The sequence below is a fragment of the Mesorhizobium sp. P3_A9 genome (genome assembly GCF_056402975.1).
On sequence record NZ_JBFUGJ010000061.1, the window covers coordinates 1 to 23,680 of the forward strand.

Annotated in this window: 20 protein-coding genes and 1 pseudogene; 16 read left to right on the top strand and 5 right to left on the bottom strand. The window is 63.5% G+C overall.

Translation table 11 applies throughout. The annotated features are described in order from the left end of the window. The 5 genes and pseudogenes from AC1DX0_RS11840 to AC1DX0_RS11860 all read left to right on the top strand — a co-directional run. A pseudogene (locus tag AC1DX0_RS11840) lies at positions 1-432 on the top strand (proton-conducting membrane transporter); the annotation flags it as partial. Positions 433-589: 157 nt separating this feature from the next. Continuing rightward, on the top strand, positions 590-1,747 hold the full coding sequence (locus AC1DX0_RS11845; RefSeq protein WP_477220290.1) for an aminodeoxychorismate synthase component I: 1,158 nt from the start codon (positions 590-592) through the stop codon (positions 1,745-1,747). Further along, positions 1,696-2,358: an aminotransferase class IV family protein gene (locus tag AC1DX0_RS11850; protein WP_477220014.1), complete on the top strand. Its 663-nt coding sequence runs from the start codon at positions 1,696-1,698 to the stop codon at positions 2,356-2,358. The genes AC1DX0_RS11845 and AC1DX0_RS11850 overlap by 52 nt, the downstream gene beginning before the upstream one ends. Positions 2,359-2,371: 13 nt before the next feature. Next, positions 2,372-2,659: a YciI family protein gene (locus tag AC1DX0_RS11855; protein ID WP_477220015.1), complete on the top strand. Its 288-nt coding sequence runs from the start codon at positions 2,372-2,374 to the stop codon at positions 2,657-2,659. After that, positions 2,656-3,588, top strand: a complete 933-nt coding sequence (locus tag AC1DX0_RS11860) for a heme-dependent oxidative N-demethylase family protein (protein WP_477355427.1) — start codon at positions 2,656-2,658, stop codon at positions 3,586-3,588. The genes AC1DX0_RS11855 and AC1DX0_RS11860 overlap by 4 nt, the downstream gene beginning before the upstream one ends. Before the next feature lie 6 nt (positions 3,589-3,594). On the opposite strand, the gene AC1DX0_RS11865 is transcribed toward AC1DX0_RS11860, so the two are convergent. After that, on the bottom strand, positions 3,595-4,473 hold the full coding sequence (locus AC1DX0_RS11865; RefSeq protein WP_477220017.1) for a LysR family transcriptional regulator: 879 nt from the start codon (positions 4,471-4,473) through the stop codon (positions 3,595-3,597). A 108-nt stretch (positions 4,474-4,581) separates the two neighbouring features. Between AC1DX0_RS11865 and AC1DX0_RS11870 the strand changes: the two genes are divergently transcribed. The 8 genes from AC1DX0_RS11870 (at position 4,582) to AC1DX0_RS11905 (ending at position 13,787) form a co-directional block, all read left to right on the top strand. Beyond that, positions 4,582-5,328: an SDR family NAD(P)-dependent oxidoreductase gene (locus tag AC1DX0_RS11870; RefSeq protein ID WP_477220018.1), complete on the top strand. Its 747-nt coding sequence runs from the start codon at positions 4,582-4,584 to the stop codon at positions 5,326-5,328. A 188-nt stretch (positions 5,329-5,516) separates the two neighbouring features. Then, positions 5,517-6,962: a homospermidine synthase gene (locus AC1DX0_RS11875; RefSeq protein ID WP_477355430.1), complete on the top strand. Its 1,446-nt coding sequence runs from the start codon at positions 5,517-5,519 to the stop codon at positions 6,960-6,962. An 85-nt stretch (positions 6,963-7,047) separates the two neighbouring features. Further along, entirely contained in the window at positions 7,048-7,425 is a 378-nt protein-coding gene (locus AC1DX0_RS11880; RefSeq protein ID WP_477220020.1) for an Omp10 family outer membrane lipoprotein, read from the top strand. A gap of 218 nt (positions 7,426-7,643) precedes the next feature. Further along, positions 7,644-9,680, top strand: coding sequence for a 5'-nucleotidase C-terminal domain-containing protein (locus tag AC1DX0_RS11885; protein ID WP_477355433.1), 2,037 nt, complete (start codon positions 7,644-7,646; stop codon positions 9,678-9,680). Positions 9,681-9,817: 137 nt separating this feature from the next. Further along, a complete protein-coding gene (gene hemH, locus AC1DX0_RS11890; protein WP_477355435.1) occupies positions 9,818-10,882 on the top strand; it encodes a ferrochelatase in 1,065 nt (354 codons plus the stop codon). Positions 10,883-11,015: 133 nt separating this feature from the next. Next, positions 11,016-12,227, top strand: coding sequence for an NAD(P)/FAD-dependent oxidoreductase (locus AC1DX0_RS11895; RefSeq protein ID WP_477355437.1), 1,212 nt, complete (start codon positions 11,016-11,018; stop codon positions 12,225-12,227). A gap of 121 nt (positions 12,228-12,348) precedes the next feature. Further along, complete coding sequence (locus AC1DX0_RS11900; protein WP_477355440.1) at positions 12,349-13,299, top strand: SPFH domain-containing protein; 951 nt, start codon at positions 12,349-12,351, stop codon at positions 13,297-13,299. Between the two features lie 23 nt (positions 13,300-13,322). Continuing rightward, positions 13,323-13,787: an NfeD family protein gene (locus AC1DX0_RS11905; protein WP_477220025.1), complete on the top strand. Its 465-nt coding sequence runs from the start codon at positions 13,323-13,325 to the stop codon at positions 13,785-13,787. Here AC1DX0_RS11905 and AC1DX0_RS11910 read toward each other — a convergent pair. Next, a complete protein-coding gene (locus AC1DX0_RS11910) occupies positions 13,784-14,785 on the bottom strand; it encodes a KpsF/GutQ family sugar-phosphate isomerase (RefSeq protein WP_477220026.1) in 1,002 nt (333 codons plus the stop codon). The two genes, AC1DX0_RS11905 and AC1DX0_RS11910, sit on opposite strands and share 4 nt — an antisense overlap. A gap of 208 nt (positions 14,786-14,993) precedes the next feature. Between AC1DX0_RS11910 and AC1DX0_RS11915 the strand changes: the two genes are divergently transcribed. Beyond that, on the top strand, positions 14,994-16,793 hold the full coding sequence (locus tag AC1DX0_RS11915; protein WP_477220027.1) for an outer membrane beta-barrel protein: 1,800 nt from the start codon (positions 14,994-14,996) through the stop codon (positions 16,791-16,793). Between the two features lie 22 nt (positions 16,794-16,815). On the opposite strand, the gene galU is transcribed toward AC1DX0_RS11915, so the two are convergent. Then, positions 16,816-17,721: a UTP--glucose-1-phosphate uridylyltransferase GalU gene (gene galU, locus AC1DX0_RS11920; RefSeq protein ID WP_477355443.1), complete on the bottom strand. Its 906-nt coding sequence runs from the start codon at positions 17,719-17,721 to the stop codon at positions 16,816-16,818. A gap of 212 nt (positions 17,722-17,933) precedes the next feature. Here galU and AC1DX0_RS11925 point away from each other — a divergent pair, with 212 nt between their 5' ends. Together AC1DX0_RS11925 and AC1DX0_RS11930 are read left to right on the top strand one after the other, a co-directional pair. Further along, positions 17,934-19,157 (top strand): lytic murein transglycosylase, encoded by a 1,224-nt coding sequence (locus AC1DX0_RS11925; protein WP_477220029.1) that lies wholly within the window; start codon positions 17,934-17,936, stop codon positions 19,155-19,157. A gap of 27 nt (positions 19,158-19,184) precedes the next feature. Continuing rightward, a complete protein-coding gene (locus AC1DX0_RS11930; protein WP_477220030.1) occupies positions 19,185-20,414 on the top strand; it encodes an SGNH/GDSL hydrolase family protein in 1,230 nt (409 codons plus the stop codon). 30 nt (positions 20,415-20,444) lie between these two features. On the opposite strand, the gene AC1DX0_RS11935 is transcribed toward AC1DX0_RS11930, so the two are convergent. Next, complete coding sequence (locus tag AC1DX0_RS11935; RefSeq protein WP_477220031.1) at positions 20,445-21,899, bottom strand: glutamate synthase subunit beta; 1,455 nt, start codon at positions 21,897-21,899, stop codon at positions 20,445-20,447. Between the two features lie 143 nt (positions 21,900-22,042). Continuing rightward, on the bottom strand, positions 22,043-23,680 hold a 1,638-nt coding region (locus AC1DX0_RS11940), incomplete at its 5' end, for a glutamate synthase-related protein (protein ID WP_477355446.1).

Genomic DNA, 23,680 nt, shown 5'->3' on the forward strand with positions numbered 1-23,680 from the left:
AATGCCACCACCGCCAAGTCGGCAGCACCGAAGCCAGCGGCCGCTAAACCCGCCGCGAGCAAACCTGCAACCGCCACGGCTTCGGCGGCGAAGAGTTCGCCCGCGCCCGAGCCAGCAGCCGCCAAGAAGGCTGCACCGGCGGCAGCCAAGCCAGCCGCAGCCAAGCCAACGGCGGCCAAAGCCGACAATCTGCGCCGGCTGATCGGTATCGGCCCGGTCAACGAAAAGCTGCTCAAGGCGCAAGGCGTCACCAGCTTCGCCCAGATCGCCGCCTGGACCGCAGCCGACATCAAGCGGATCGAGGATGTGATGAACTTCGACGGCCGCATCGCGCGCGAACGCTGGATCGAGCAGGCCAAGCTGCTCGCCGCTGGCAACGAGGCGGAATTCGCCAAGCAATTTCCGACAGCCGGAACCGCCAGCAACACCTGAGCCACACAGGCAGACTGTTAAATCGGCGGGGCCAGAAAGCCCCGCCGATTTGTTTTGGCAGGCAAGGCCGCCAATAGGTCGGCTTTGAGGGGCAAGGTGCCGTTCCCTCGATTGCACGCGGGCGGCCCCCCATATAGAGCGGTCAACGGCTTCATCGATCCCGGTTCCCATGTCCCTGCCCGCCGCCATTTTCCGCAACGACGAAAGCGCGCGCCAGCTCGTTTTCGACCGGCCGGCCGACATCATCGTGGCGCATGAGGCAAAGGACTTCCCGGCGGCATTGCAAGCAGCACAGGCCGCGCACGATGCCGGCAAATGGCTGGCCGGCTATTTTTCCTATGAGGCGGGTTACCTGCTCGAACCGAAACTCGTTCCCTTGCTGCCGAAGGGACGCCGCGCACCCCTCATCTGCCTCGGTGTCTTCGACGCGCCGGCAGAAGAGGCGGTGCCGCCGCGCAGCACAGCGGCGACCAATGGCCCGATCTTCGATGCAAGGGCGGCCTGGTCGTTCGAGGATTACGAGAAGCGGTTCTCGCGGCTGCACCAGCACATCAGGCAAGGCGATTGCTAYCAGGGCAATCTGACCTTTCCGGTGCAGGCGCAATGGTCCGGCGATCCGCTCGCCGCCTTCGATGCGCTGACCGAACGCCAGCCGGTGAAGTATGGCGCGCTGGTGGCGCTGGGTGACCCGATCGTGCTGTCGCGCTCGCCCGAACTGTTCTTCGAGATCGATGCCGCGGGGATGATCGAGACCCATCCGATGAAAGGTACGGCACCGCGCGGTGCGACCAAAGCCGAGGACGAGCGGCAGAAGACCTTCCTGCGCAATGACGAAAAGAACCAGGCCGAGAACCGGATGATCGTCGACCTCCTGCGCAACGACATCTCGCTGATCAGCGAGGTCGGCACCTTGGAGGTGCCGGAACTGTTTCGCATCGAGACCTACCCGACCGTCCACCAGATGGTGAGCGACGTCAGGGCGAAGCTGCTGCCGGGGCTCTCGATCCGCCAGATCCTTGCAGCACTCTTTCCCTGTGGCTCGATCACCGGCGCGCCGAAAATCCGCGCCATGGAAATCCTGCACGACCTGGAGGGCACGCCGCGCGATGTCTATTGCGGCGCCATCGGCTGGATTGCACCTGGCGGCACGATGCGCTTTTCCGTGGCGATCCGCACCATCTCGCTCTTTGCCAGCGGCGAGGCCGTTTACAATGTCGGCGGCGGCATCGTCTTCGATTCGACGCCTGAGGAGGAGTATCAGGAGTGTCTGCTCAAAGCCCGCTTCGCGACGGGGACACCGCCGATTTCGAGCTGATCGAGACCATGCGCTGGCAGCCCGAGACTGGCTTCCTGCGCTTCGATCGCCACCTTGCGCGCCTCTATGGCTCGGCTGCGGAGCTTGGCTTCGCCTGCGATCCGCAGGGAATGGGCGCGGTGCTGGGCAACGCCATCGACGGCTCCCGAACCGCCATGCGCACGCGGCTCGCCTTGGCGCGCAACGGCGAAGCCACCGCCTCGGCGCAACCCTATGAACCGCTCACCGCCGACAAGGTCTGGATACTACGGCTGGCGCGGACGCGGCTTGATTCCGGCGACACGCTGCTGCGCCACAAGACCAGCCGGCGGCAGCTCTACACACACGCCCGTTCCGAATATCTCGTCACCCAGGCCGACGAGGTGATCCTCGCCAATGAGCGTGGCGAAATCTGCGAAGGCACCATCACCAATGTCTTCGCCGATTTCGGCGATGGCGTGCTGGCAACGCCCCGGCTCGATTGCGGCCTGCTGCCTGGCGTATTGCGCGCCGAGCTTCTGGATGAAGGCCGGGCGCAGGAAGCGATCTACAGCTATGACGATCTGAAGTCGGCCAAGGCAGTCTTTGTCGGCAATTCGCTGCGCGGCTTGATCCCCGCAAGGCTGGCGTGACCAGGAGAATGCCATGTTCGTCGTATCGCTGAACTACAAGGTGCCGCTGACCGAGATCGACCAACTGCAGGCGGCGCATATCGAATGGCTGACGGCCTGCTATGCGGAGGGTGTCTTCATTGCCTCCGGGCCGAAGAAGCCGCGGACCGGCGGCGTCATCGTCGCGCAATGCCCGCGCGAGATCCTCGACGCCAGGCTGGCTGCCGACCCCTTCGCCAAGGCAGGCGCCGCGGACTACGATGTCACCGAATTCCTGGCCAGGATGACCGCCACCGGTCTCGACGCTTTTAAGGAAGCTTGAGCTTGGTCGAGGCCCTGCCCACCCATACCCCCTATGACGGCTCGTCGAAGCTGTTCAATATCGGCCTGAAGCCGCTCGACCCCGCAAACTGGATCGAGGTCGACAGCCATCTCCTGCCCTATCTCGCCGAGAAGCGCCGGCTTTATGCSGAMATYCCCGAMMRGGTYTTYGTCGARGAGGMCGGCACGCGCGACGCCCARCGKGAAGTGCTMGAMTTGCTCGGCGCGTATCTGCCGGAGCGCTTTCCGAACACCCATCGCCGCACCGATGCGGGCATCGAGGTCGTGGGCGCCGCGAACCACCCTGCTTTGCCTTCGGACCTTGCCGACGCGCCGCTGGTCGCAGCCTCGCTGCTGGTGCAGGAAGACCTGATCCTGATGCGCCGCGACGACAGCGGCTGGCGGCTCGCCGCCGGTTCCCTGTGCTTTCCCTCATCCTGGTCGCTCACCGAAAAATTCGGCAAGCCGCTGCAGCAGATCCACGAGCCCGTGCCGGGCTTCGGTCCGGGCACGCGCCCGGCCGCATTGATCAACCGCATGTTCGACGGCCTGCAGGGCCAGGCGGTCGAACGCTTCAACTGGTCGATCCAGGCCGACAATGCGCTCTACCATCCGCTGTCCAATGTCGAGCGCATCGACCGCGCCACCAACCGGCCGACACGCTTCCCCGACGGAGACGTCAAAGCGCATGCCTTCATCCGCGTCGAGCGTCAGACGCTGCGCAAGCTGCCGTCCTCACGCGACATCCTGTTCACCATCCGCATCCATCTCGACCCACTTGCCGTACTGGCGCGGCACCCCGACCGGGCGACCCTCGCAGTGTCCTTTGCCGCCCAGCTCGAAGCGCTTGATCTCGACCAGCTCGACTATAAGGGCCTGACATCAGACCGCGACCGGCTGATCGAACTTTTGAACACGATGACGCGCTGAGCCACGCTACAGGCTGCCCGCCAGGAAATCGACGAATGTCCTTGCCCTGGCGCTCGCCTTGCGTCCGGCAGGAAACAGCGCCCACAGTTCAACAGGTGGCAGCGCCCAGTCGACCAGGATCGGCCGCACAGCGCCGCTGCGCAGGTCCCGGTCGAACATCCATTCGGAGCCGACCGTGAAGCCGATGCCGGCAAGCACCGCCTCACGCACTCCTTCGGCCGACGTCACGCGCAGCCGCCCCTGCCCAGCAAGCGAAACCTCTTCGGCGCCTCGCCGGAACGTCCAGCGATTGGAGACGCCTGCCTGGACGAAAAGGATCGCCTCGTGCCGCGACAGCTCATCCGGCGCCATGGGTTCGCCCTCGCGCGCGAGGTAGGAGGGTGCCGCCACCACGAGACGACGACAGGTGGCGATCTTGCGCCCGATATGAGCGGCGGCGAAGCTTTCACCCAGACGCAGCATGACATCCACCCCTTCCTCGACGAGGTCGACATTCCTGTCGTCCATCGCCACCTCGACGTCGAGCTTCGGGTGAGCGTCCAGAAAGGCTTTCAGCCGCGGCACGACATGCAGGCGGCCGAAGGTTACGGAAGTGCCTATGCGCAGCAAACCGGTGAGTGCCGCCGCCGCGCCCCGCGCCGCGTTCTCGGCTTCGTCGGCTTCATCGACCGCACGTTTGGCGCCTTCGTAGAAACCCAGGCCGGCGTCGGTCGGCGACAGACCTCGGGTGGTGCGCGACAGCAGCCGCACGCCGAGCCGTTCCTCTAGCTGCGCGATCGCCTTCGAGACGGCAGGCTGCCCGACGTGCAAATGCCGTGCGGCGGCCGAGAACGAACCGGTTTCGACGACCCGTATGAAGGTGTTCATCGCTGCCAGCCGATCCATCTATTCTCTCCAGGAATTAGTTATATGGCAATTATCGATCTACCTGAATGATTTTGGAATAGCCAATTGCCCTGATGTCAAATCCATCCAGCTATTCGGAGAAACAAAATGGGCAAGCTCAAGAACAAGGTCGCCATCGTCACCGGCGCCGCGCGCGGCATCGGTGCGGGCATCGCTAAGCGGTTGGCGGCGGAAGGCGCCGCCGTCGTCGTCAACTACGCCACCAGCCATGAAGCCGCCGAACGCACGGTGAAGGAGATCGTCGCCAGCGGCGGCAAGGCGACCGCGGTTCAGGGCGATGTGGCCGAGGCCGCCGATGTCGAAAGAATTTTCGAGGCTGCAACGATCGCATTCGGCAAGCCAAGCATTCTGGTCAACAATGCCGCCACGGCGGTCTTCGGCGCCTTCGAGGAAGCGAGCGAGGCGGACTATCGCCGGTTGTTCGACACCAACGTGCTGGGCACCATCCTGACCATCAAGGCGGCGATGCGGCACTTCCCTAAGAGCGGCGGCAGCATCGTGAACATCGGCACGATCAGCAGTTGGAACCCGGTGCCAAACACCAGCCTCTATTCCGCGAGCAAGGCGGCGATCGACACGCTGACCCTCAGCCTGTCGAGGGAACTTGGGTCGCGCAATATCCGGATAAACATCGTGGCGCCCGGCTACACCCATACCGAAATGACCGAGGGCATGGTTGGCACCGATTTCGGCAACATGCTGATTGCCGGCGTCCCACTTGGTCAGCGCTTCGGTAAGCCCGAGGACATTGCTCCGAGCGTGGCCTTCCTCGCCTCGGATGAGGCGGCCTGGCTGACCGGCGAGCGCATCAGCGCATCCGGAGGCGCTCGCTGATACAACGCCGGCTCAACATTCGCCATCGGGCAGGCCGCGGCCTCCCGATGGCATCGACGAACGCCTCCGACACGGGCCAGCCCGAGCGTTTTCGCTGCTTTTCCCTTTATTGTGACAATGATCTATGGTTTGTCGCGCGGCGGCCAGGCKGCCGTKGTGAAGCGTTGTYCGAAGGAGTGCTCGATAAAATGGCGAMTGAAAAYTGGCCCGTTTACGGTGAGATCACCGGCCCYGTKGTGATGATCGGCTTCGGCTCGATCGGACGGGGAACGCTGCCGCTCATCGAACGCCATTTCAAGTTCGACAAGTCGCGCATGACGGTCCTCGACCCACGCGATACCGACCGCAAGCTGCTCGACGAGCGCGGCATCGCCTTCGTCCAGGAAGCGGTGACCGAGAAGAACTACAAGAAGCTTCTGACGCCGCTGCTGACCAATGGCGGCGGCCAGGGCTTTTGCGTCAATTTGTCGGTCGATACCGGCTCGGTCGACCTGATGCGCCTCTGCCGCAAGCTCGGCGTGCTCTACATCGACACCGTCGTCGAGCCGTGGCTCGGCTTCTATTTCGACGCCAAGGCCGACAATGCCAGCCGCACCAACTATGCGCTGCGCGAGGCGCTGATCAAGGAAAAGCACGACAGGCCGGGTGGCGCCACCGCCGTCTCCACCTGCGGTGCCAACCCCGGCATGGTCTCGTGGTTCGTCAAGCAGGCGCTGGTCAATCTCGCCGCCGATCTTGGCCTCGAATTCTCGGAGCCCGCGCAGGAGGACCGCGAGGGCTGGGCCAAGCTGATGAAGAAGGCCGGCGTCAAGGGCATCCACATCGCCGAGCGCGACACCCAGCGCGCCAAGAAGCCGAAGCCGATGGATGTGTTCTGGAACACCTGGTCGGTAGAGGGCTTCATCTCCGAGGGCCTGCAGCCGGCCGAACTCGGCTGGGGCACGCATGAGAAGTGGATGCCGAAGAACGGCAAGAAGCACAAGCACGGCTCCAAGGCCGCGATCTATCTGGAGCAGCCCGGCGCCAACACGCGCGTGCGCTCCTGGTGCCCGACACCAGGCCCGCAATACGGCCTGCTGGTGACGCATAACGAGGCGATCTCGATCGCCGATTTCTTCACCGTGCGCTCCAAGAAGGGCAAGGTCCAATACCGCCCGACCTGCCACTACGCCTATCACCCCTGCAACGACGCGATGCTGTCGCTGGACGAGATGTTCGGCGCCGCCGGCAAGCCTCAAGCTGTGCACCATGTGCTCGACGAGAACGAGCTGGTCGACGGCGTCGACGAGCTCGGCGTCCTGCTCTACGGTCACGACAAGAATGCCTACTGGTACGGCTCGCACCTCTCGCTCGCCGAGGCGCGCAAGCTGGCGCCCTATCAGAACGCCACCGGCATGCAGGTCACCTCSGCRGTKCTRGCCGGCATGGTCTGGGCSCTGGAAAAYCCGSAKGCCGGCATCGTCGAGGCCGACGAGATGGACTACARRCGCTGCCTGGAAGTGCAATCGCCCTATCTCGGACCGGTCGAAGGCCATTACACCGACTGGACGCCGCTCGACAAACGCCCGGGGCTCTTCCCGGAGGACCTCGACCGCAGCGATCCGTGGCAATTCCGCAACATCCTCGTCCGATAGCACGCAGCAGAACACGCCTCCCTGCCTTGCAATCGCCCGGAAATCGGGCGATTGAAGGCATGCGGACTGAGGAGAGGATTTTCATATGAACATTGCGCGCAAGATTGTTTCGATGAGCGTTGCAGCAGTTGCGTTGGCGGGGCTTACTGCCTGTACGACCAGCGGCCCCAGTGAGCCGCCGATGGCAGCGGCGCCGAAAGGCGTCGAAGGCTCGTGGATCGACGGCACGGGCAAGGCGCTTTCGACATTCAACGGCGGAAAATACAAGACTGTTTCCGCCGAAACCGGAGAGCCGTTCGCCGAGGGCACTTACGCCATGACCGGCGCCACATCGCTCGAGATCACCGGCACCTCGTTGATCCGCCACACGCAGATCAACACCAACTGCCTGATGGTGTCCATCAATCAGCTCAACTGCACGGACTCGGCCGGCAAGAACTTCGTGTTTACGCGTCGTACTTGAACCAACGCCGATCAGGCATAAAGATTGGGACGGCGGCCACTGGCCGCCGTCCTTTTTTGCGCCGGCAAAATCTTCCGGTTTTGCGCTCGCAAACAACCCCCGGGCATTTCCGCTTGCGTCAGCCGGAACGCGATGGGAACATGGTCAAAACGCTGGCTGTTATACCCCAGTCAAGCAAAGGCGCTAAACGCCTCTGGTCAGCCTACCGGGAGACGAAGATGAAGAAGCTTGCCGCCATTGCCGCCCTGTCCGTATCGACGCTTGGCCTGTCGGCCGGCGCATCCTTTGCCGACTACACACTGAACATTTTGCATTTCAATGATTGGCACAGCCGCATCGAAGGCAACAACAAATATGAATCGACCTGTTCGGCCGACGAAGAGACCAAGGGCGAATGCATCGGCGGCGCCGGCCGGCTGATCACGGCGATCGCCCAGGAACGCAAGAAGCTCGAAGGCCAGAACGTGCTGCTGCTCAATGCAGGCGACAGCTTCCAGGGATCGCTGTTCTACACCACCTACAAGGGCRCCRYGGARGAGGARTTCCTCAAYCAGATCAAGCCCGACGCGGTGACGCTCGGCAACCACGARTTCGACGAYGGCGAGAGCGCGCTGGTGCCTTACCTSGACAAGGCGAAGTTCCCGATCGTCAGCGCCAATGTCGTRCCCAACGACAAGTCYGGCGCGGCMRGCAAGATCAAGCCGTCGATTGTCGTCGAGGTCGGCGGCCAGAAGATCGGTATTATCGGTGCCGTGACCAACGACACGCCCGAACTCGCTTCCCCCGGCCCCAACATCGCCATCGCGGACGACGTCAAGTCGATCACCGCTGAAGTCGAGAAGCTGAAGGCACAAGGCGTCAACAAGATCATCGCCGTGACCCATATCGGCTATAACAGGGAGCGCGACGTCATCGCCAAGATCCCGGGCATCGACGTCGTCGTCGGCGGCCACAGCCACACGCTCTTGTCGAACACCGATCCGAAGGCGGCAGGCCCCTACCCGACGATGGTCGACAACCCCGACGGCTACAAGGTGCCGGTGGTGCAGGCGGCGTCCTATTCGAAATATCTCGGCGAGTTCAAGATCGTGTTCGACGACAATGGCGTCGTCAAATCCGCCAGCGGCGACCCGATCTATCTCGACAAATCGATCACGCCCGATCCCGCCGTGCTCGCCCGCATCAAGGAGCTCGGCGCGCCGATCGAGGCCCTGAAGAACAAGGAAGTGGCCGAGACCACCGACGTCATCGACGGCAGCCGCGAGAATTGCCGCACCAAGGAATGCGCGATGGGCAACCTCGTCTCCGACGCCATCCTCGACCGCGTCAAGGGACAGGGCGTCGAGATCGTCATTTCCAATGGTGGCGGCCTGCGCGCTTCGATCGACAAGGGCACCGTCACCATGGGCGAGGTGCTGACCGTCCTGCCGTTCCAGAACACGCTGGCGACCTTCAAGATTTCCGGCAAGGACCTGGTGGCAGGTCTCGAAGGCGGCCTCAGCCAGATCGAGGACGGCGCCGGCCGCTTCCCGCAGGTTGCGGGCCTCAAATATTCCTTCGACAAATCGGTCGCGCCCAATGCCGGCCGCGTCAAATCCGTCGAGGTGATGGAGAACGGCGCCTGGACACCGATCAATCCCGACAAGGACTATCTCGTCGCCACCAACAACTATGTCCGCCAGGGTGGCGACGGCTACAAAATCTTCGCCGAAAAGGCCAAGAACGCCTACGACTACGGTCCGGGCCTYGARCARGTGGTSGCCGACTATCTCGGCGCSCACMRRCCCTACACGCCMAARCTCGACGGCCGCATCACCGAGATCGCCGCSACRGTYGCGGCGGCGCCTGCCGCCGAGCCTGCCAAGCCRGCCGAACCGGCAAAGCCCGCGGATGCGGCTCCGGCAATGCCCGCATTGCCCGCCAACTCGGGCGATATCGCCAACACACCACCGGCCATATCGACGGAGGCAGCGCCTCCGCCACCGGCCCCGCCGGCTCCAGCGGCTCCAGCACCTGCACCAGCCGAGCCGGCAAAACCGGCAGAAGCGGCACCAGCGGCACCGGCACCGGCGCCGGCAGAACCCGCGAAGCCAGCCGAAAGCAGCCATGTCATCGTTGCCGGCGACACCTATTGGGATCTGGCCAAGAAGGCCTATGGCGACGCGACGAAGTGGAAACAGATCTATGACGCCAACAAGGGCCAAAGGCCCCACCAGCTCAAGCTTGGCGCGACGCTGACCATCCCGGCCAAGTAATCTCGCTTCGCCTTTTCAGGAATGAAACCCGCCTGGGAAACCGGGCGGGTTTTGCGTTTTCGGCCTAAGGTGCGGCCAGACGCGGCATTGAAAGCCCGCGCAAGATGGTTAGGTTCGCGTCTCCTGGAGAAACCCGTATGACGCTTTCCACCCCTGTCGATCCCAAAGCCGCGAAAGCCCTCGGCCCGCAGCCGGCCGGGCATCCGCCGGTCAAGACTGGCAAGATCGGCGTCATGCTGGTCAATCTCGGCACGCCTGACGGCACCGATTTCAAGCCGATGTGGCGCTATCTCCGCGAATTCCTGTCCGATCCGCGCGTCATCGAGCTCAACAGGGCGATCTGGTATCCGATCCTCTACGGCCTGGTGCTCACCACGCGGCCGAAGAAGTCGGGCGCCAACTATGCCCGGATCTGGAACCGGGAGAAGAACGAGTCGCCGCTGCGCACCTACACCCGCGCCCAGGGCGARAAGCTGGCCGAGGCGYTGCGCGACCTGCCCGATGTCGTCGTCGACTGGGCGATGCGCTACGGCAATCCTTCGACCGCCAGTGTCACTGAGAGGCTGGTGGCACAGGGCTGCGACCGTATTCTTTCGTTCCCTCTCTATCCCCAGTATTCGGCAACCACGACGGCAACCGCCAACGACCAGCTGTTTCGCGCTTTGATGAAGATGCGCCGCGCGCCTGCCGTCCGCAGTGCGCCGCCTTACTATGACGAGCCGGTCTACATCGAGGCGCTGGCACGTTCGATCGAGCAGCATCTGGCGACGTTGGATTTCGAGCCGGAGGTGGTCATCACCTCCTATCACGGCATCCCGAAGCCCTATTTCGAGAAGGGTGATCCCTATTATTGCCACTGCCAGAAGACGACRCGKCTGTTGCGTGAACGGCTGGGYTGKGATGACAAGAAACTGATCATYACCTTCCAGTCGCGYTTCGGCGCRCAGGAATGGCTGCARCCCTAYACMGACAAGACRGTKGARAARCTGGGCMAGGACGGCGTGAAGTCGATCGCCATCGTCAATCCCGGCTTTTCCGTCGACTGCATCGAGACGCTGGATGAGATCGGCCGGGAAGTGGCCGAGACTTTTCATCACGCCGGCGGCAAGAACTTTGCCCACATCCCTTGCCTCAACGACAGCGCCGAAGGCATGGCGGTGATCGAGGCGATGGTGCGGCGTGAACTGTCCGGCTGGGTCTAGGAGAAATTCCAGGAAAAGTGTGAACGGTTTTCCGTCCGGAATTTCGTCAACCAGAGAGTTAGAGCGGCTTGCCGCTCTAACACCGGAACAACGCTCGCTTCGGGGCGTTGAACGGCACCCTCCGGAGAACTTGATGCCCCGCAAACTCGACCTCAGAACTGGCCGGCCCGTCTGGTCCGCCTATCGCGCCCCTGCCGTGCCGACGTCGGCACTGACCCGCGACGCCAAGACCGACGTGCTGATCATCGGCATGGGCATCAGCGGCGCCATGATGGCCGAGGCGCTGACGGCGGACGGCCATGCGGTGATCTGCATCGACCGGCGCGGGCCGCTGAAGGGCTCGACGCCAGCGACCACAGCACTGGTGCAGTTCGAAATCGACCAGCCGCTTTCGACGCTCTCGAAGATGATCGGCAAGACCTCTGCGCAACAGGCCTGGCGACGCTCGCGGCTAGCCGTGACCAATCTTGCTGGCCGTATCGCGGAACTTGGCATCAGCTGCGGCCCAAATCGCACCCAGTCACTCTATCTGGCAGGCACGGTGCTGGGTCCGTCGGAACTGCGGGAGGAAGCCGACGCGCGACGGCAAGCTGGCATCAGGGCGACCTATCTCACGCCGGCGCCGCTGGCCGAGCGATACGGCATCGACCGGGAAGGCGCCATCCTCAGCCACGACAACATCGCGCTCGACCCGCGCAAGCTGACAGCCGGGCTCCTGCTCGAGGCTCTGGAGCGCAAGGCGCGCTTCTACGCCCCCGTCGAAGCGACGGCGATCAAGGACAGTGCCGACGAGGTGGTTGTCACCACAAAGGACGGTCCGACCATTACGGCGCGACATGTCGTTTTGGCCACCGGCTACGAACTGGTCGACATCGTACCGGCAGCCGCCCACCAGATCATCTCGACCTGGGCGATCGCGACGCGCCCGCAGCCCCAAAAACTCTGGCCGGGTGCGGCGTTCATCTGGGAGGCGTCGGATCCCTACCTCTACATGCGCGCGACGGCCGACGGCAGGGTCATTTGCGGCGGCGAGGACGAGGATTTTGTCGACGAGACGCGGCGCGATGAACTGATTGCCGACAAAAGTGCCCGCATTGCCGAGAAGCTAAACCTGATGTTTCCGCATCTCGACGTAAGGCCCGAATTTGCCTGGRCCGGCTCCTTCGGCACCACGWCCACCGGYCTACCCTATMTCGGCGCSMTCCCCMGGCATCCCTGCATYCATGCSGTGATGGGCTATGGCGGCAATGGCATCACCTTYTCGCAGATCGCYTCCGAGATYGTCTCGGCTTCGATCAAGGGACTTGCAGACACGGATGCAGAGCTGTTCGCCTTCAACCGGTGAGTGCAAACCGACAAACAATCCTTCATCACCTGATTGTAACGCGCCTGAAACACACTTAAGTCTTTGGTGAAGTCGGCTGCGCGGGAACGGCTCTCGCGGTCCGCTTCTGAGGGAGAGCCAAATGGGTTTCGGTGGTTTTGATATTGCGATTGGTGCACTTGCGCTTCTGGTACTGGTGCTTCTCATCAAAGGCATCAGGACTATTCCGCAAGGCTACAATTATACGGTGGAGCGTTTTGGCCGTTACACCAAGACACTGAGCCCGGGCCTCAATTTCATCTTCCCGTTCGTCGACCGCATCGGCGCCAAGATGAACATGATGGAGCAGGTGCTCGACGTTCCAAGCCAGGAGATCATCACCCGCGACAACGCCATTGTCGGCGTTGACGGCATCGCCTTCTTCCAGATCCTCAACGCAGCGCAAGCCGCCTACCAGGTTTCCGGTCTGCAGAACGCCATCCTCAACCTGACGATGACCAACATCCGTACCGTGATGGGCTCGATGGACCTCGACGAACTCCTGTCCAACCGTGATGCCATCAACGAGCGGCTGCTGCGGGTCGTCGACGAGGCGGCGCATCCGTGGGGCATCAAGATCACCCGCGTCGAGATCAAGGACATCAACCCGCCGGCCAACCTCATCGAATCGATGGGCCGCCAGATGACCGCCGAGCGTAACAAGCGCGCGCAGATCCTGGCCGCCGAAGGTCTCAAGCAGTCGCAGATCCTCGAAGCCGAAGGCCGCAAGGAAGCCGCCTTCCGTGACGCCGAGGCCCGCGAGCGCTCGRCCGAGGCCGAAGCCCGCGCCACCCAGGTGGTGTCGGAAGCGATTTCCAAGGGCGATGTACAGGCGCTGAACTACTTCGTTGCGCTGAAATACACCGAAGCACTTGGCAGAATCGGCACGGCCACCAACAGCAAGATCGTGCTGATGCCCTTCGAGGCGTCATCGCTGATCGGCTCGCTCGGCGGCATTGGCGAGATCGCCAAGGAAGTCTTCCGCAGCGAGGGCACGACCGGCGCGCAACGCCAGACCGCTCGCCCGCCGGTCGTGCGTCCAACCGACAATTGATGTCTCCAACAGAGGAGAACGCCATGCTCGACCGCATCGTTTCCGAACTCGGCCCGTGGAACTGGATGGTTCTCGGCTTCGTCCTGCTGGTGATGGAAGTTATCGCGCCCGGCATCTTCATGCTGTGGATCGGCATCGCCGCGCTTCTGATCGGCGCCGCTTCGCTGCTGCTCTGGGATGCCGGTTTCTGGACCTGGCAGGTCCAGGTCCTCACCTTCCTGGCGCTGTCGCTGGTCTCGGCCTTTGTCGGCAAGAGGCTGGTCGGCAGCCGCAATGATCCGACCGACCAGCCGCTGCTCAACCGGCGCGGCGCGCAGATGGTCGGCCGCATGGCGACGCTTGCCGAACCGATCGCCAACGGCCGCGGCCGCATTAAGCTCGGCGACACGCTATGGCGCGTCTCCGGTCCGGACCTGCCGGCCGGCACGCAGGTTCGCGTGACAAGTGCGGCCGATACGGACCTGGAACTGACGGTGGAACGGGTCTAAGCGGCGCCAATGCGCAGCAGGTCATGGAAGTGAACCACGCCTAGCGGCATGTTGTTCTTGGTCACCACCAGCGCGCCGATATTGTACTCATTGAGCAGCGCGATCGCCGTGCCGGCAAGCGTCTGCGGGTCGACCGTCTTGGGCGTGCGGGTCATCACCTCGTCGACGATGACGTCGGCCAGGTGGCGGTGCAGGTTGCGCGCGACATCGCCGTCGGTGATGATTCCGGCCAATTCGCCATTGGTGTCGACGATCAGCACGCAGCCGACCTTCTTCTGTGACAGCGTCATCACCGCTTCCGGCATCTTGGTGCCGAGAAGCGCCAGCGGAATCTGGTCGCCCACCCGCATGATCTCGGAGACCAGTGTCAAATTGGCGCCGAGCTGGCCGCCGGGATGGAAGGTGCGGAAATGGTCCGGCGTGAAGCCGCGCGCCTCGAGCAGCGCGATCGCCAGCGCATCGCCGATGACCAGTTGCAGTAATGTCGATGTCGTCGGCGCCAGGCCGTGCGGGCAGGCCTCCGGGGTGCGCGGCAAAAGCAGCACGACGTCGGCCGCACGCGCCAGCGCCGATGTCTCCCCAGCGGTTATGGCGATAAGCGGAATGGAGAAGCGCCTGGAATAGGCAATGATGCCCTTGAGTTCGAGGCTTTCGCCCGACCACGACATGGCGATGATGGCATCGTCCTTGGCGATCATGCCGAGATCGCCATGGTTGGCCTCGACGGGATGAACGAAGAAGGCCGGTGTGCCTGTAGAAGCCAGCGTCGCCGCGATCTTCGAACCGATATGGCCGCTTTTGCCGACGCCGGTGACGATCAGCCGGCCTTCGATCTTCGAGATCATGTCGACGGCCTGCGCGAAAGGCGCGGCCAGCCCGTTCTCGAGCGATTCGGCCAAGGCGGCGATCCCGGCCTGCTCGGTTGCCACCGTTCTCAGTGCCGAATCAATCGACGCTTGCCTGTCCAGGGGCTTCTTATCCAAGGATTTCGCATGCATGGGTGATGCGATTAGCGCTTTGCCGCCCGCCTGTCCAACAGAAATGGCTGTGGCGCCCTGGGGGCAGAGACCTCGGACGCGCCGCTCGATCCCGCAAACAGCGGCACTTTAACCGGATGAACGATCGCTGCCTCAACCCTCCGTTAACCATCCCCATTTACGGTTCGGTAAGTATGGCGCGCATAGCGCCGCGCAAGCAGTGGTGGCGATGTCCGGGGCTCAGCCAGAAAAATCGAGAGGACGACAGGGCAAGGCGGTCTGCGCCCTGCTGCTGGCGACCAGCATGCTTGCCTTGCTGCGCCCGAGCGCCCTTCATGCCCAGGAAACCGAGCTGCGCGGCGAGGTTTCCGACTCGGCGATCCTGTCCGACCAGCAGCGCAAGGCAAGGCAGCTCGCCCTTGCCACCCAGGGCCAGCAGACACCGGCCAACGCCGCGCAGGACAATACGCCGCCGCCCACCTATTTGCCGGCCAGCGCAGGCGCCGTCCCCGACGACACCGGCACCGATGCCGCCACCGGCAGCGTTTTCGATCCACCGCAGGCGACCGACGACACGGCCACCGACAATGCAACGCCGCCCAAGCCTCGCCGCCGCCCATCGAGCGCCAGGCAGAACGCGACGGATCAGGACAAGGCCAAAGCGGGCATCAAGACGGCCGACAAGTCKAAAAAGAAGAAAAAAACGACGGCTGCAGCCACCGACACCACCGCTTCAACGACGGCCTCGACGACGGACGCTGCCGGTACGACCGACGCTGATGAGGAGACGGCCAACCGCCGTGCCCTCACCGTCGACAGCGCTGACAGGCAGAAGCTCGACCCCGGCGCCGAGCGCACTGCTGCCATCGAAGGCCAGAACAAGAAAGCCGAAGAGGATCCGTTCGCGCCGACCGGCGTCAAATGGGGCTCCTTCATCATCCGGCCGTCGATCGAACAAGGGCTGACCGCCACGACGAATGGCGATTCGAGCAGTGCCGGCACATCGGCACTGCTGTCGGAGACGGCGCTGCGCTTTTCCGCCGTTTCCGACTGGCGTGAAAACTCCGCCACCATCGACGGCTATGGCCTGTTCCGCGAAACCGTGTTGGGCTACCCGGTTCACAATGCGCAAGGCCGCATCGAAGGCCAGCTCAATGTCGACCTCGATAACGAACTGCGCGCCATCGCCAAGCTCGGCTACGAAGCCGTGCCGGAATCCGCATCGTCGCCCGATGCCATTGCCGGCGTCAGCAGCCAGCCTCTGCGCCAGACGATCGACGGCAGCCTCGGCGTCGAAAAGCATGTCGGCAAGATGCAGTACACGCTGACCGGCGCGGTCTCGCACGACTTCTATGGCGACGCCGAGCTTTCGGACGGCACGTCGCTGTCGCAGAAGGATCAGGACAACACGCTCTACACAGCGACCTTGCGCACCGGTTACGAAATCTCTCCGGCCCTCACCCCGTTCACCGAAATCGAAATCGGCCGCCGCGCCTACGATCAGCGCATCGACAATGAAGGCTTCGAGCGCTCCTCGACGCGGCTCGGCGCCCGCGCAGGCCTGCAACTCGACATGGGTGAGAAGCTGTCGGGCGAATTCTCGGCCGGGTGGCTGAGGGAAGCGATCGACGACAAGAACCTGGACGCGATTTCGGGCGCCACCCTCAACGCCGACCTCAAATGGTCGCCGGAGCGCGGCACCACGATCGGCCTGACCGGCAAGACCACCGTCGAGACCACGACCACATCAGGGGAAAGCGGCGATATCCTCTACTCCGGCCGCCTGACCGGTGAACGCCAGATCCGTGCCAATCTGACCGCAAATGCGGCGCTCGGCCTCGACTGGCGCCACTATGTCGGCATCGATGGCCATGACCAGATCTTGAGTGCCGAGACAGGGCTGACCTGGTGGCTGAATCGCTATGCCGGTCTCACCACAAGGGTGAGGACCGAGAAGCTGACCAGCAACCTGCCCGGCCGCGACTACACCGCCAACAGCATCTATCTCGGCCTGAAAGTGCAGCGCTGAGGACGCCCGAGCTTCGTGGGGCCTAGAAGGTCGCCTCGCGGCGCTCCGACGGCTTCATCTCGTCGAGCAGCGTGCGGATGACGCCGGCCATGTTCTCGTTCATGTCGCTGCGCCACAGCGCGAAGGCGACATTGGCCTCGACAAAACCTTCCGGCGAACCGCAATCGAAGGTGCGGCCCTGATAATGGTAACCGTAGAAGGCCTGCTGCTTTTCCAGCTTCAGCATCGCATCGGTGAGCTGGATCTCGTTGCCGGCGCCCTTTTCCTGGCCTTCGAGGATCTTGAAGATTTCGGGCTGCAGGATGTAGCGGCCGTTGATGTAGAGGTTGGAGGGTGCCGTGCCGGTCTTCGGCTTCTCCACCATCTCGGTGATGCGGAAGCCGTGATGCGTATCCTCGCCGCGGCCGACGATGCCATATTTGTGGGCCTCTGCCGGGTCGCATTCCTGCACGGCGATGATGTTGTTGCCGGTTTCCTCGTAGAGCTCGACCATCGACTTCATGCAGCTCTTTTCCGACTGCATGATCATATCGGGCAGCAGAAGCGCGAACGGCTCGTCGCCGACCAGTTYGCGCGCGCACCAGACGGCATGGCCAAGGCCCATCGGCACCTGCTGGCGGGTGAAGCTGGTCTGCCCCGGCGCCGGCTGCAGCCGCTGCAGGCGGGCAAGCTGCTCGTCCTTGCCACGCTGGGCCAGCGTGTCGTAGAGCTCGAACTGGATATCGAAATGGTCTTCGATGACCGCCTTGTTGCGGCCCGTCACGAAGATGAAATGCTCGATACCGGCTTCGCGCGCCTCATCGACAACATACTGGATGACCGGCCGGTCGACGACGGTCAGCATCTCCTTGGGAACAGCCTTGGTGGCCGGGAGGAACCGCGTGCCGAGACCGGCGACCGGGAAAACTGCCTTGCGAACTCTCTTCATGCTTTCAATTATCCGTTTGCTGCCCGGCTCCGCAATCCCTGTATCGCGACATTTTCACGCCGGAATTGAAGATTACTGGAACGGGTGAGGGAAACTTCCACCGGTTAAAGCATCGAGGGTGTCTTTTCGTTCCAGGCGACACCTATGGTAAACTAATTCCTAACCCGGTTCGGCGATGAATGGTCTTTCCTGAGACAGAGAAGGAGGAAAAGATGTCCGTTCGCAATGCCGCAAAACGTTTCACCAGCGTCATGACGGCCGCCAGCCTCTCGCTCGCTCTGCTGATGCCTGCCGGACCAGCCTTCGCCGACGCCGGTTTCCGGCAATGGGTCGCCGGCTTCCGCGCCACCGCGGTGGCGGGTGGCGTTTCGGGCGCCGTTTACGACCAGGCTTTCCGGGACATCAAGGAGCCCGATCCGGTCGTGCTGGAAAAGGCACGCACCCAGCCTGAATTCACGGCACCCGCCTGGGATTATTTCGACAATCGCGTCCACGACCAGTCCGTCGCCGTCGGCCAGCAGATGGCCAAGAAATGGAAGCCTTGGCTGGACAGGATCGAGGCGCGGTTCGGCGTCGATCGCTACATCCTGCTCGCCATCTGGTCGATGGAATCGAACTATGGCGAGATCCTCAAGCGTGACGACATCATGCGCAATGTCGTGCGCTCGCTGGCGACGCTCGCCTATGGCGACCCGAAGCGGTCGAAATATGCCCGCACCCAGCTGGTCGCGGCGCTCAAGATCCTGCAGACCGGCGACATCGACGAAAGCCATTTGATGGGCTCCTGGGCCGGCGCCATGGGCCAGACCCAGTTCATTCCCACCAGCTACCAGCACTATGCCGTCGACATGGACGGCAACGGCAAGCGCGACATTTGGAATTCCATCCCCGATGCGCTGGCGACATCAGCCAATCTGTTGAAGAAGAATGGCTGGCAGGCCGGCAAGACCTGGGGCTACGAGGTCACGATACCGGCCGGAAAACTGCCCGCCGGATCGAAGACGCTGGCGCAATGGCAGGCGCTCGGCGTCGCCAGGGCCAACGGCAAGCCGTTCAAGTATCCCACCGACAAGGCAACGCTGAAAGTGCCGGATGGCCGTGGCGGGCCGGCCTTCCTGATGATCAGGAATTTTTCCGTCATCAAGGCCTACAACAATGCCGACAAATATGCCCTGGCGGTCGGCCTTCTTGCCGACGAGATCGCCGGCTCCAGTGGGCTCGTGCAGGACTGGCAGCGGCCCTTCACCAAGCTCTCCTTCGAGGAAAGGCAGGAGTTGCAGAAGCGGCTGTCGCAGCACGGGCTCTATGACGGCAAGTTCGACGGCAAGATCGGTGACGGCACGAAAACAGCCATCATGACCTATCAGGCAAAGGTCGGCTTGACCCAGGACGGCTATCCGAGCATGGAAGTGCTCAAATGGCTCAGACAAAAATAGGGCCTGTTACCGACTAGGGAGGAATGTTTGGTCTGGGCTAAGCGCATTGGGACGTTCGTTCGTCGCATGCCGGTGCTGATCCTGGCCATCGTCGTGCTCGCCGTTGCCGTCGCCGGAGCCTTCCATGCGCCGGCCATGGCGCAGGAGCAGCCGCAGCAAAATCGTGGATGGTCGTTGCGCGACCTTCTGTTTCCGCGTCGCAGCGAGCGCGTCGAGCCACCGCTCGACATCCAGAAGGCAAAGCCGAAGCCACGCAAACCCCGGGTCCCACGTGCACCCGTCGAACCACAAGTGCCGATAGTTGAGAAGGCGCCGGACGCTCGGACTGTGCTGGTGGTCGGCGACTTCATGGCGTCCGGCCTCGCCGAAGGCCTGGACACCGCCTTTGCCGACAATCCGGCCGTCCGGATCATCGTTCGCTCCAATGGTTCATCCGGCTTCGTGCGTGATGATTTCTACAACTGGCCCGAACAGATCAAATCGTTGATCGAGACCGAGAAACCGGCCGCGGTGGTCGTCATGCTGGGCTCCAACGACCGCCAGCAGATGAAGGTGGGGGATCTGCGCGAGCAACCCCGGTCGGAGAACTGGACCAAGGAATATGAACGCCGCACCGACGAACTCGGCAAGGCCATTGCCGACGCAAAGGTACCTTTCCTGTGGGTCGGCATGCCGGCCTTCCGCGTGCCGAAGATGACCTCCGACATGCTGGCCTTCAACGATATCTACCACCAGGCCGCCGAAAACCATGGCGGCGAATTCGTCGATGTCTGGGACGGCTTCGTCGACGAGAACGGTGCTTTCATCACCACCGGCCCCGACATGAACGGCCAGCCGGTGCGGCTGCGCGCCGATGATGGCATCAACGTCTCCAAGGCCGGCAAGCGCAAGCTCGCCTTCTACACCGAAAAACCGCTAGCCAAGATCCTCGGCCTGGCCGCACCCGGCAGCGTGGCTCCGGCGACAGCACCCGCGGGTGCCCCCGTCGAGGCACCGGCGCCGGCCGCCGCACCCATCGTCATCGACCGTACCGTACCGATGCTGCTCAGCGACCCGGCGCTCGACGGCGGCACCGAACTGCTCGGCGCCGCGCCGCCGGCAAAGGCCAATCCGGCTCTTCCCGGCGAAAGACTGGTGATCGAAGGCAAGGCGCCTCAGGCTTCGCCCGGTCGCGCCGACGATTTCGCATGGCCGCCGAAGGCGGAGCCGCCGGCGACGGCCGCGGCAGCCGACACGACGACGGCGATCACCCCTTAATAGCTTGGAGCTCTCCGAGACCGTACGGTCTCAGCGTGGCAGGACGCTCGTCCCCATCAGCGCCTCGTCGATCGAGCGCGCTGCCTGGCGGCCCTCGCGGATCGCCCAGACGACCAGCGACTGGCCGCGGCGCACATCGCCCGCCGCATAGAGCCGGTCGACGCTGGTCAGGTAGTCGCGGTCATTGGCCTCGACATTCCGGGAACGCCGGCTGTCGGTGGTGATCTTCATCTCGCCCTCCAACTCCTTCGCCACGCCAGCGGCCGCCGGTCCGGCAAAGCCGATGGCGATGAAGGCGAGATCGGCGCGGATGACGAATTCGGTGCCCGGGATCGGCTTGCGCTTGTCGTCGACCTCGCAGCATTTGACGCCGGTCAGCTGGCCTTCTTCGCCGATAAATTCGAGCGTCGCCACCTGGAACTCGCGCTCGGCGCCCTCGGCCTGAGAGGACGAGGTGCGCATCTTGGTCGCCCAGTAGGGCCAGACCGAAAGCTTGTCTTCCTTCTCCGGCGGCTGCGGGCGGATGTCGAGCTGGGTGACGCGCACCGCGCCCTGACGGAAGGCGGTGCCGACGCAGTCGGACGCGGTATCGCCGCCGCCGACGACGACGACATGCTGCCCGCCGGCGATGATCGGATGCGACGGCCATGCCACCGACTGGATCGGCTCGCCGCCAACGCGGCGGTTCTGCTGCACCAGATAGGGCATCGCATCATGCACGCCGCCGAGGTCGTCGCCCGGAATTCCGGCCGCGCGCGGCGCTTCGGAACCGCCGCAATAGAGCACGGCGTCATGTTCGGCGAGCAACTCGGCGACAGGCTTGTCGACGCCGACATTGACGCCGCAATGGAAGGTCACGCCCTCGCCCTGCATCTGCTCGATACGCCGGTCGATATAGTGCTTCTCGATCTTGAAGTCCGGAATGCCGTAACGCATCAGCCCGCCCGGGCGGCTTTCGCGCTCATAGACATGGACATCATGACCGGCGCGGCCGAGTTGCTGGGCCGCCGCCATGCCGGCCGGGCCGGAACCGATGATGGCGACCCGCTTCCCGGTCTTCTTCTCCGGCGGATAGGGCCTGATATGGCCAGTCTCATAGGCCTTGTCGGCGATCGCCTGCTCGACCGTCTTGATGGCAACCGGGATGTCCTCGAGGTTCAGCGTGCAGGCTTCCTCGCAAGGTGCGGGGCAGATGCGGCCGGTGAACTCCGGGAAATTGTTGGTCGAATGCAGGTTGCGGATCGCGTTGTCCCAGTCCCTGTTGTAGACGAGGTCGTTCCAGTCGGGGATCTGGTTGTGGATCGGACAGCCTGTCGGCCCGTGACAGAACGGGATGCCGCAATCCATGCAGCGCGCGGCCTGTTTCTCGACCTCCTTGTCCGACATCGGCAGCGTGAACTCGCGGAAGTGCCGGATACGATCGGAGGCCGGCTGGTACTTGTGCACCTGCCGGTCGATTTCGAGAAAGCCTGTTACCTTGCCCATGGTCCAGTTCCTGCTGTCCAGATGGTGCGGGTTTCGCCGCACCCGTTAACCTCTTGAGGCAGCCATGGCAASCTTGCGCCCGAGGTCAAATTGACGATGAAGATGGGCCGGGAAGCCTGGGCTCCCCGGCAATTCTCATAAGCCTATTCGGCCGCGACGCCCATGCGCATGCGTTCCATCTCGATCAGCGCACGGCGGTATTCGACCGGCATGATCTTGCGGAATTTCGGCCGGAACGTCGTCCAGTCGTCGAGGATCTCGCGGCCGCGCACCGAACCCGTGAAATGAACGTGGTTCGAGATCAGCTGGTAGAGCCGTTCCTCGTCATGGCTGGTCATGTCGCCCGAGACGTCGACGCGGCCCTTGTGGTCGAGATCGCCGCCATGGTGCAGCAGCCTTTCCATCAGATCGTCTTCTTCCGGCACCGGCTCCAGCTCGACCATCGCCATGTTGCAGCGTTCGGCGAAATCGCCCGCCTCGTCCAGCACATAGGCGACGCCGCCCGACATACCGGCGGCGAAGTTGCGGCCGGTCTTGCCGATGACGACGACGATGCCGCCGGTCATGTATTCGCAGCCATGGTCGCCGACGCCTTCGACGACGGCGGCGACGCCTGAATTGCGCACCGCGAAACGCTCACCGGCGACACCGGCGAAATAGGCCTCGCCCTCGGTCGCGCCATAGAGCACCGTGTTGCCGACGATGATGGACTCGGCCGCAACGATCTTTGCCTCTTCCGGCGGCCGGATGATGATGCGTCCGCCCGACAGGCCCTTGCCGACATAGTCGTTAGCGGCGCCGACGAGCTCAAACGAGATGCCACGCGCCAGGAAGGCGCCGAAGGACTGGCCGGCGGTGCCGGTGAGCTTCACCTGGATGGTGTCCTCGCGCAGGCCCTTGTGCTTGAAGCGCTTGGCGACTTCGCCCGACAGCATGGCGCCGGTCGAACGGTCGACATTGCGAATGTCGACCGCGATCTTGACCGGCTGCTTGCTCTCAAGCGCTGGCTTGGCCAGTTCGATCAGCTTGCGGTCGAGCACATCGTCGATCGGGTGCTTCTGCCGTTCGGTCCAGTGCACCGCTTCGTGCGGCGCATCGGGCTTGTAGAACATCCTCGAGAAGTCGAGCCCGCGCGCCTTCCAGTGCACGATCAGGTCGCGCTTTTCCAGAAGGTCGGTATCGCCGATGATCTGGTCGATATGCGTGAAGCCCATCTCGGCGAGCAGCGCCCTCACCTCTTCCGCGACGTAGAAGAAGAAGTTGATGACGTGCTCGGGCGTCCCCTTGAAGCGCTTCCGCAACACCGGGTCCTGGGTGGCGACGCCGACAGGGCAAGTGTTGAGATGGCACTTGCGCATCATGATGCAGCCGGCCGCGATCAGCGGCGCGGTCGAGAAGCCGAACTCGTCGGCACCAAGCAGCGCACCGATGATGACGTCGCGGCCGGTGCGCAGGCCGCCATCGACCTGCAACGCAACGCGTGAACGCAAGCCGTTCAGCACCAAGGTCTGGTGCGTTTCGGCAAGGCCCATTTCCCAGGGGCTGCCGGCATGCTTGAGCGAGGTCAGCGGCGACGCACCGGTGCCGCCATCGTAGCCCGAGATGGTGATGTGGTCGGCGCGCGCCTTGGCGACACCGGCCGCAACCGTGCCGACCCCGACTTCCGACACCAGCTTGACCGAGACGTCGGCCGCCGGATTGACGTTCTTCAGATCGTAGATCAGCTGCGCCAGATCCTCGATCGAATAGATGTCGTGATGCGGCGGCGGCGAGATCAGGCC

Bases quoted from the DNA above. Each gene is read 5' to 3' on its own strand.
- AC1DX0_RS11905 (WP_477220025.1), top strand. From the start codon at position 13,323: ATGCTCGACCGCATCGTTTCCGAACTCGGCCCGTGGAACTGGATGGTT.
- AC1DX0_RS11880 (WP_477220020.1), top strand. From the start codon at position 7,048: ATGAACATTGCGCGCAAGATTGTTTCGATGAGCGTTGCAGCAGTTGCG.
- AC1DX0_RS11870 (WP_477220018.1), top strand. From the start codon at position 4,582: ATGGGCAAGCTCAAGAACAAGGTCGCCATCGTCACCGGCGCCGCGCGC.
- AC1DX0_RS11865 (WP_477220017.1), bottom strand. From the start codon at position 4,473: ATGGATCGGCTGGCAGCGATGAACACCTTCATACGGGTCGTCGAAACC.
- AC1DX0_RS11910 (WP_477220026.1), bottom strand. From the start codon at position 14,785: ATGCATGCGAAATCCTTGGATAAGAAGCCCCTGGACAGGCAAGCGTCG.
- AC1DX0_RS11935 (WP_477220031.1), bottom strand. From the start codon at position 21,899: ATGGGCAAGGTAACAGGCTTTCTCGAAATCGACCGGCAGGTGCACAAG.
- AC1DX0_RS11855 (WP_477220015.1), top strand. From the start codon at position 2,372: ATGTTCGTCGTATCGCTGAACTACAAGGTGCCGCTGACCGAGATCGAC.
- AC1DX0_RS11925 (WP_477220029.1), top strand. From the start codon at position 17,934: ATGTCCGTTCGCAATGCCGCAAAACGTTTCACCAGCGTCATGACGGCC.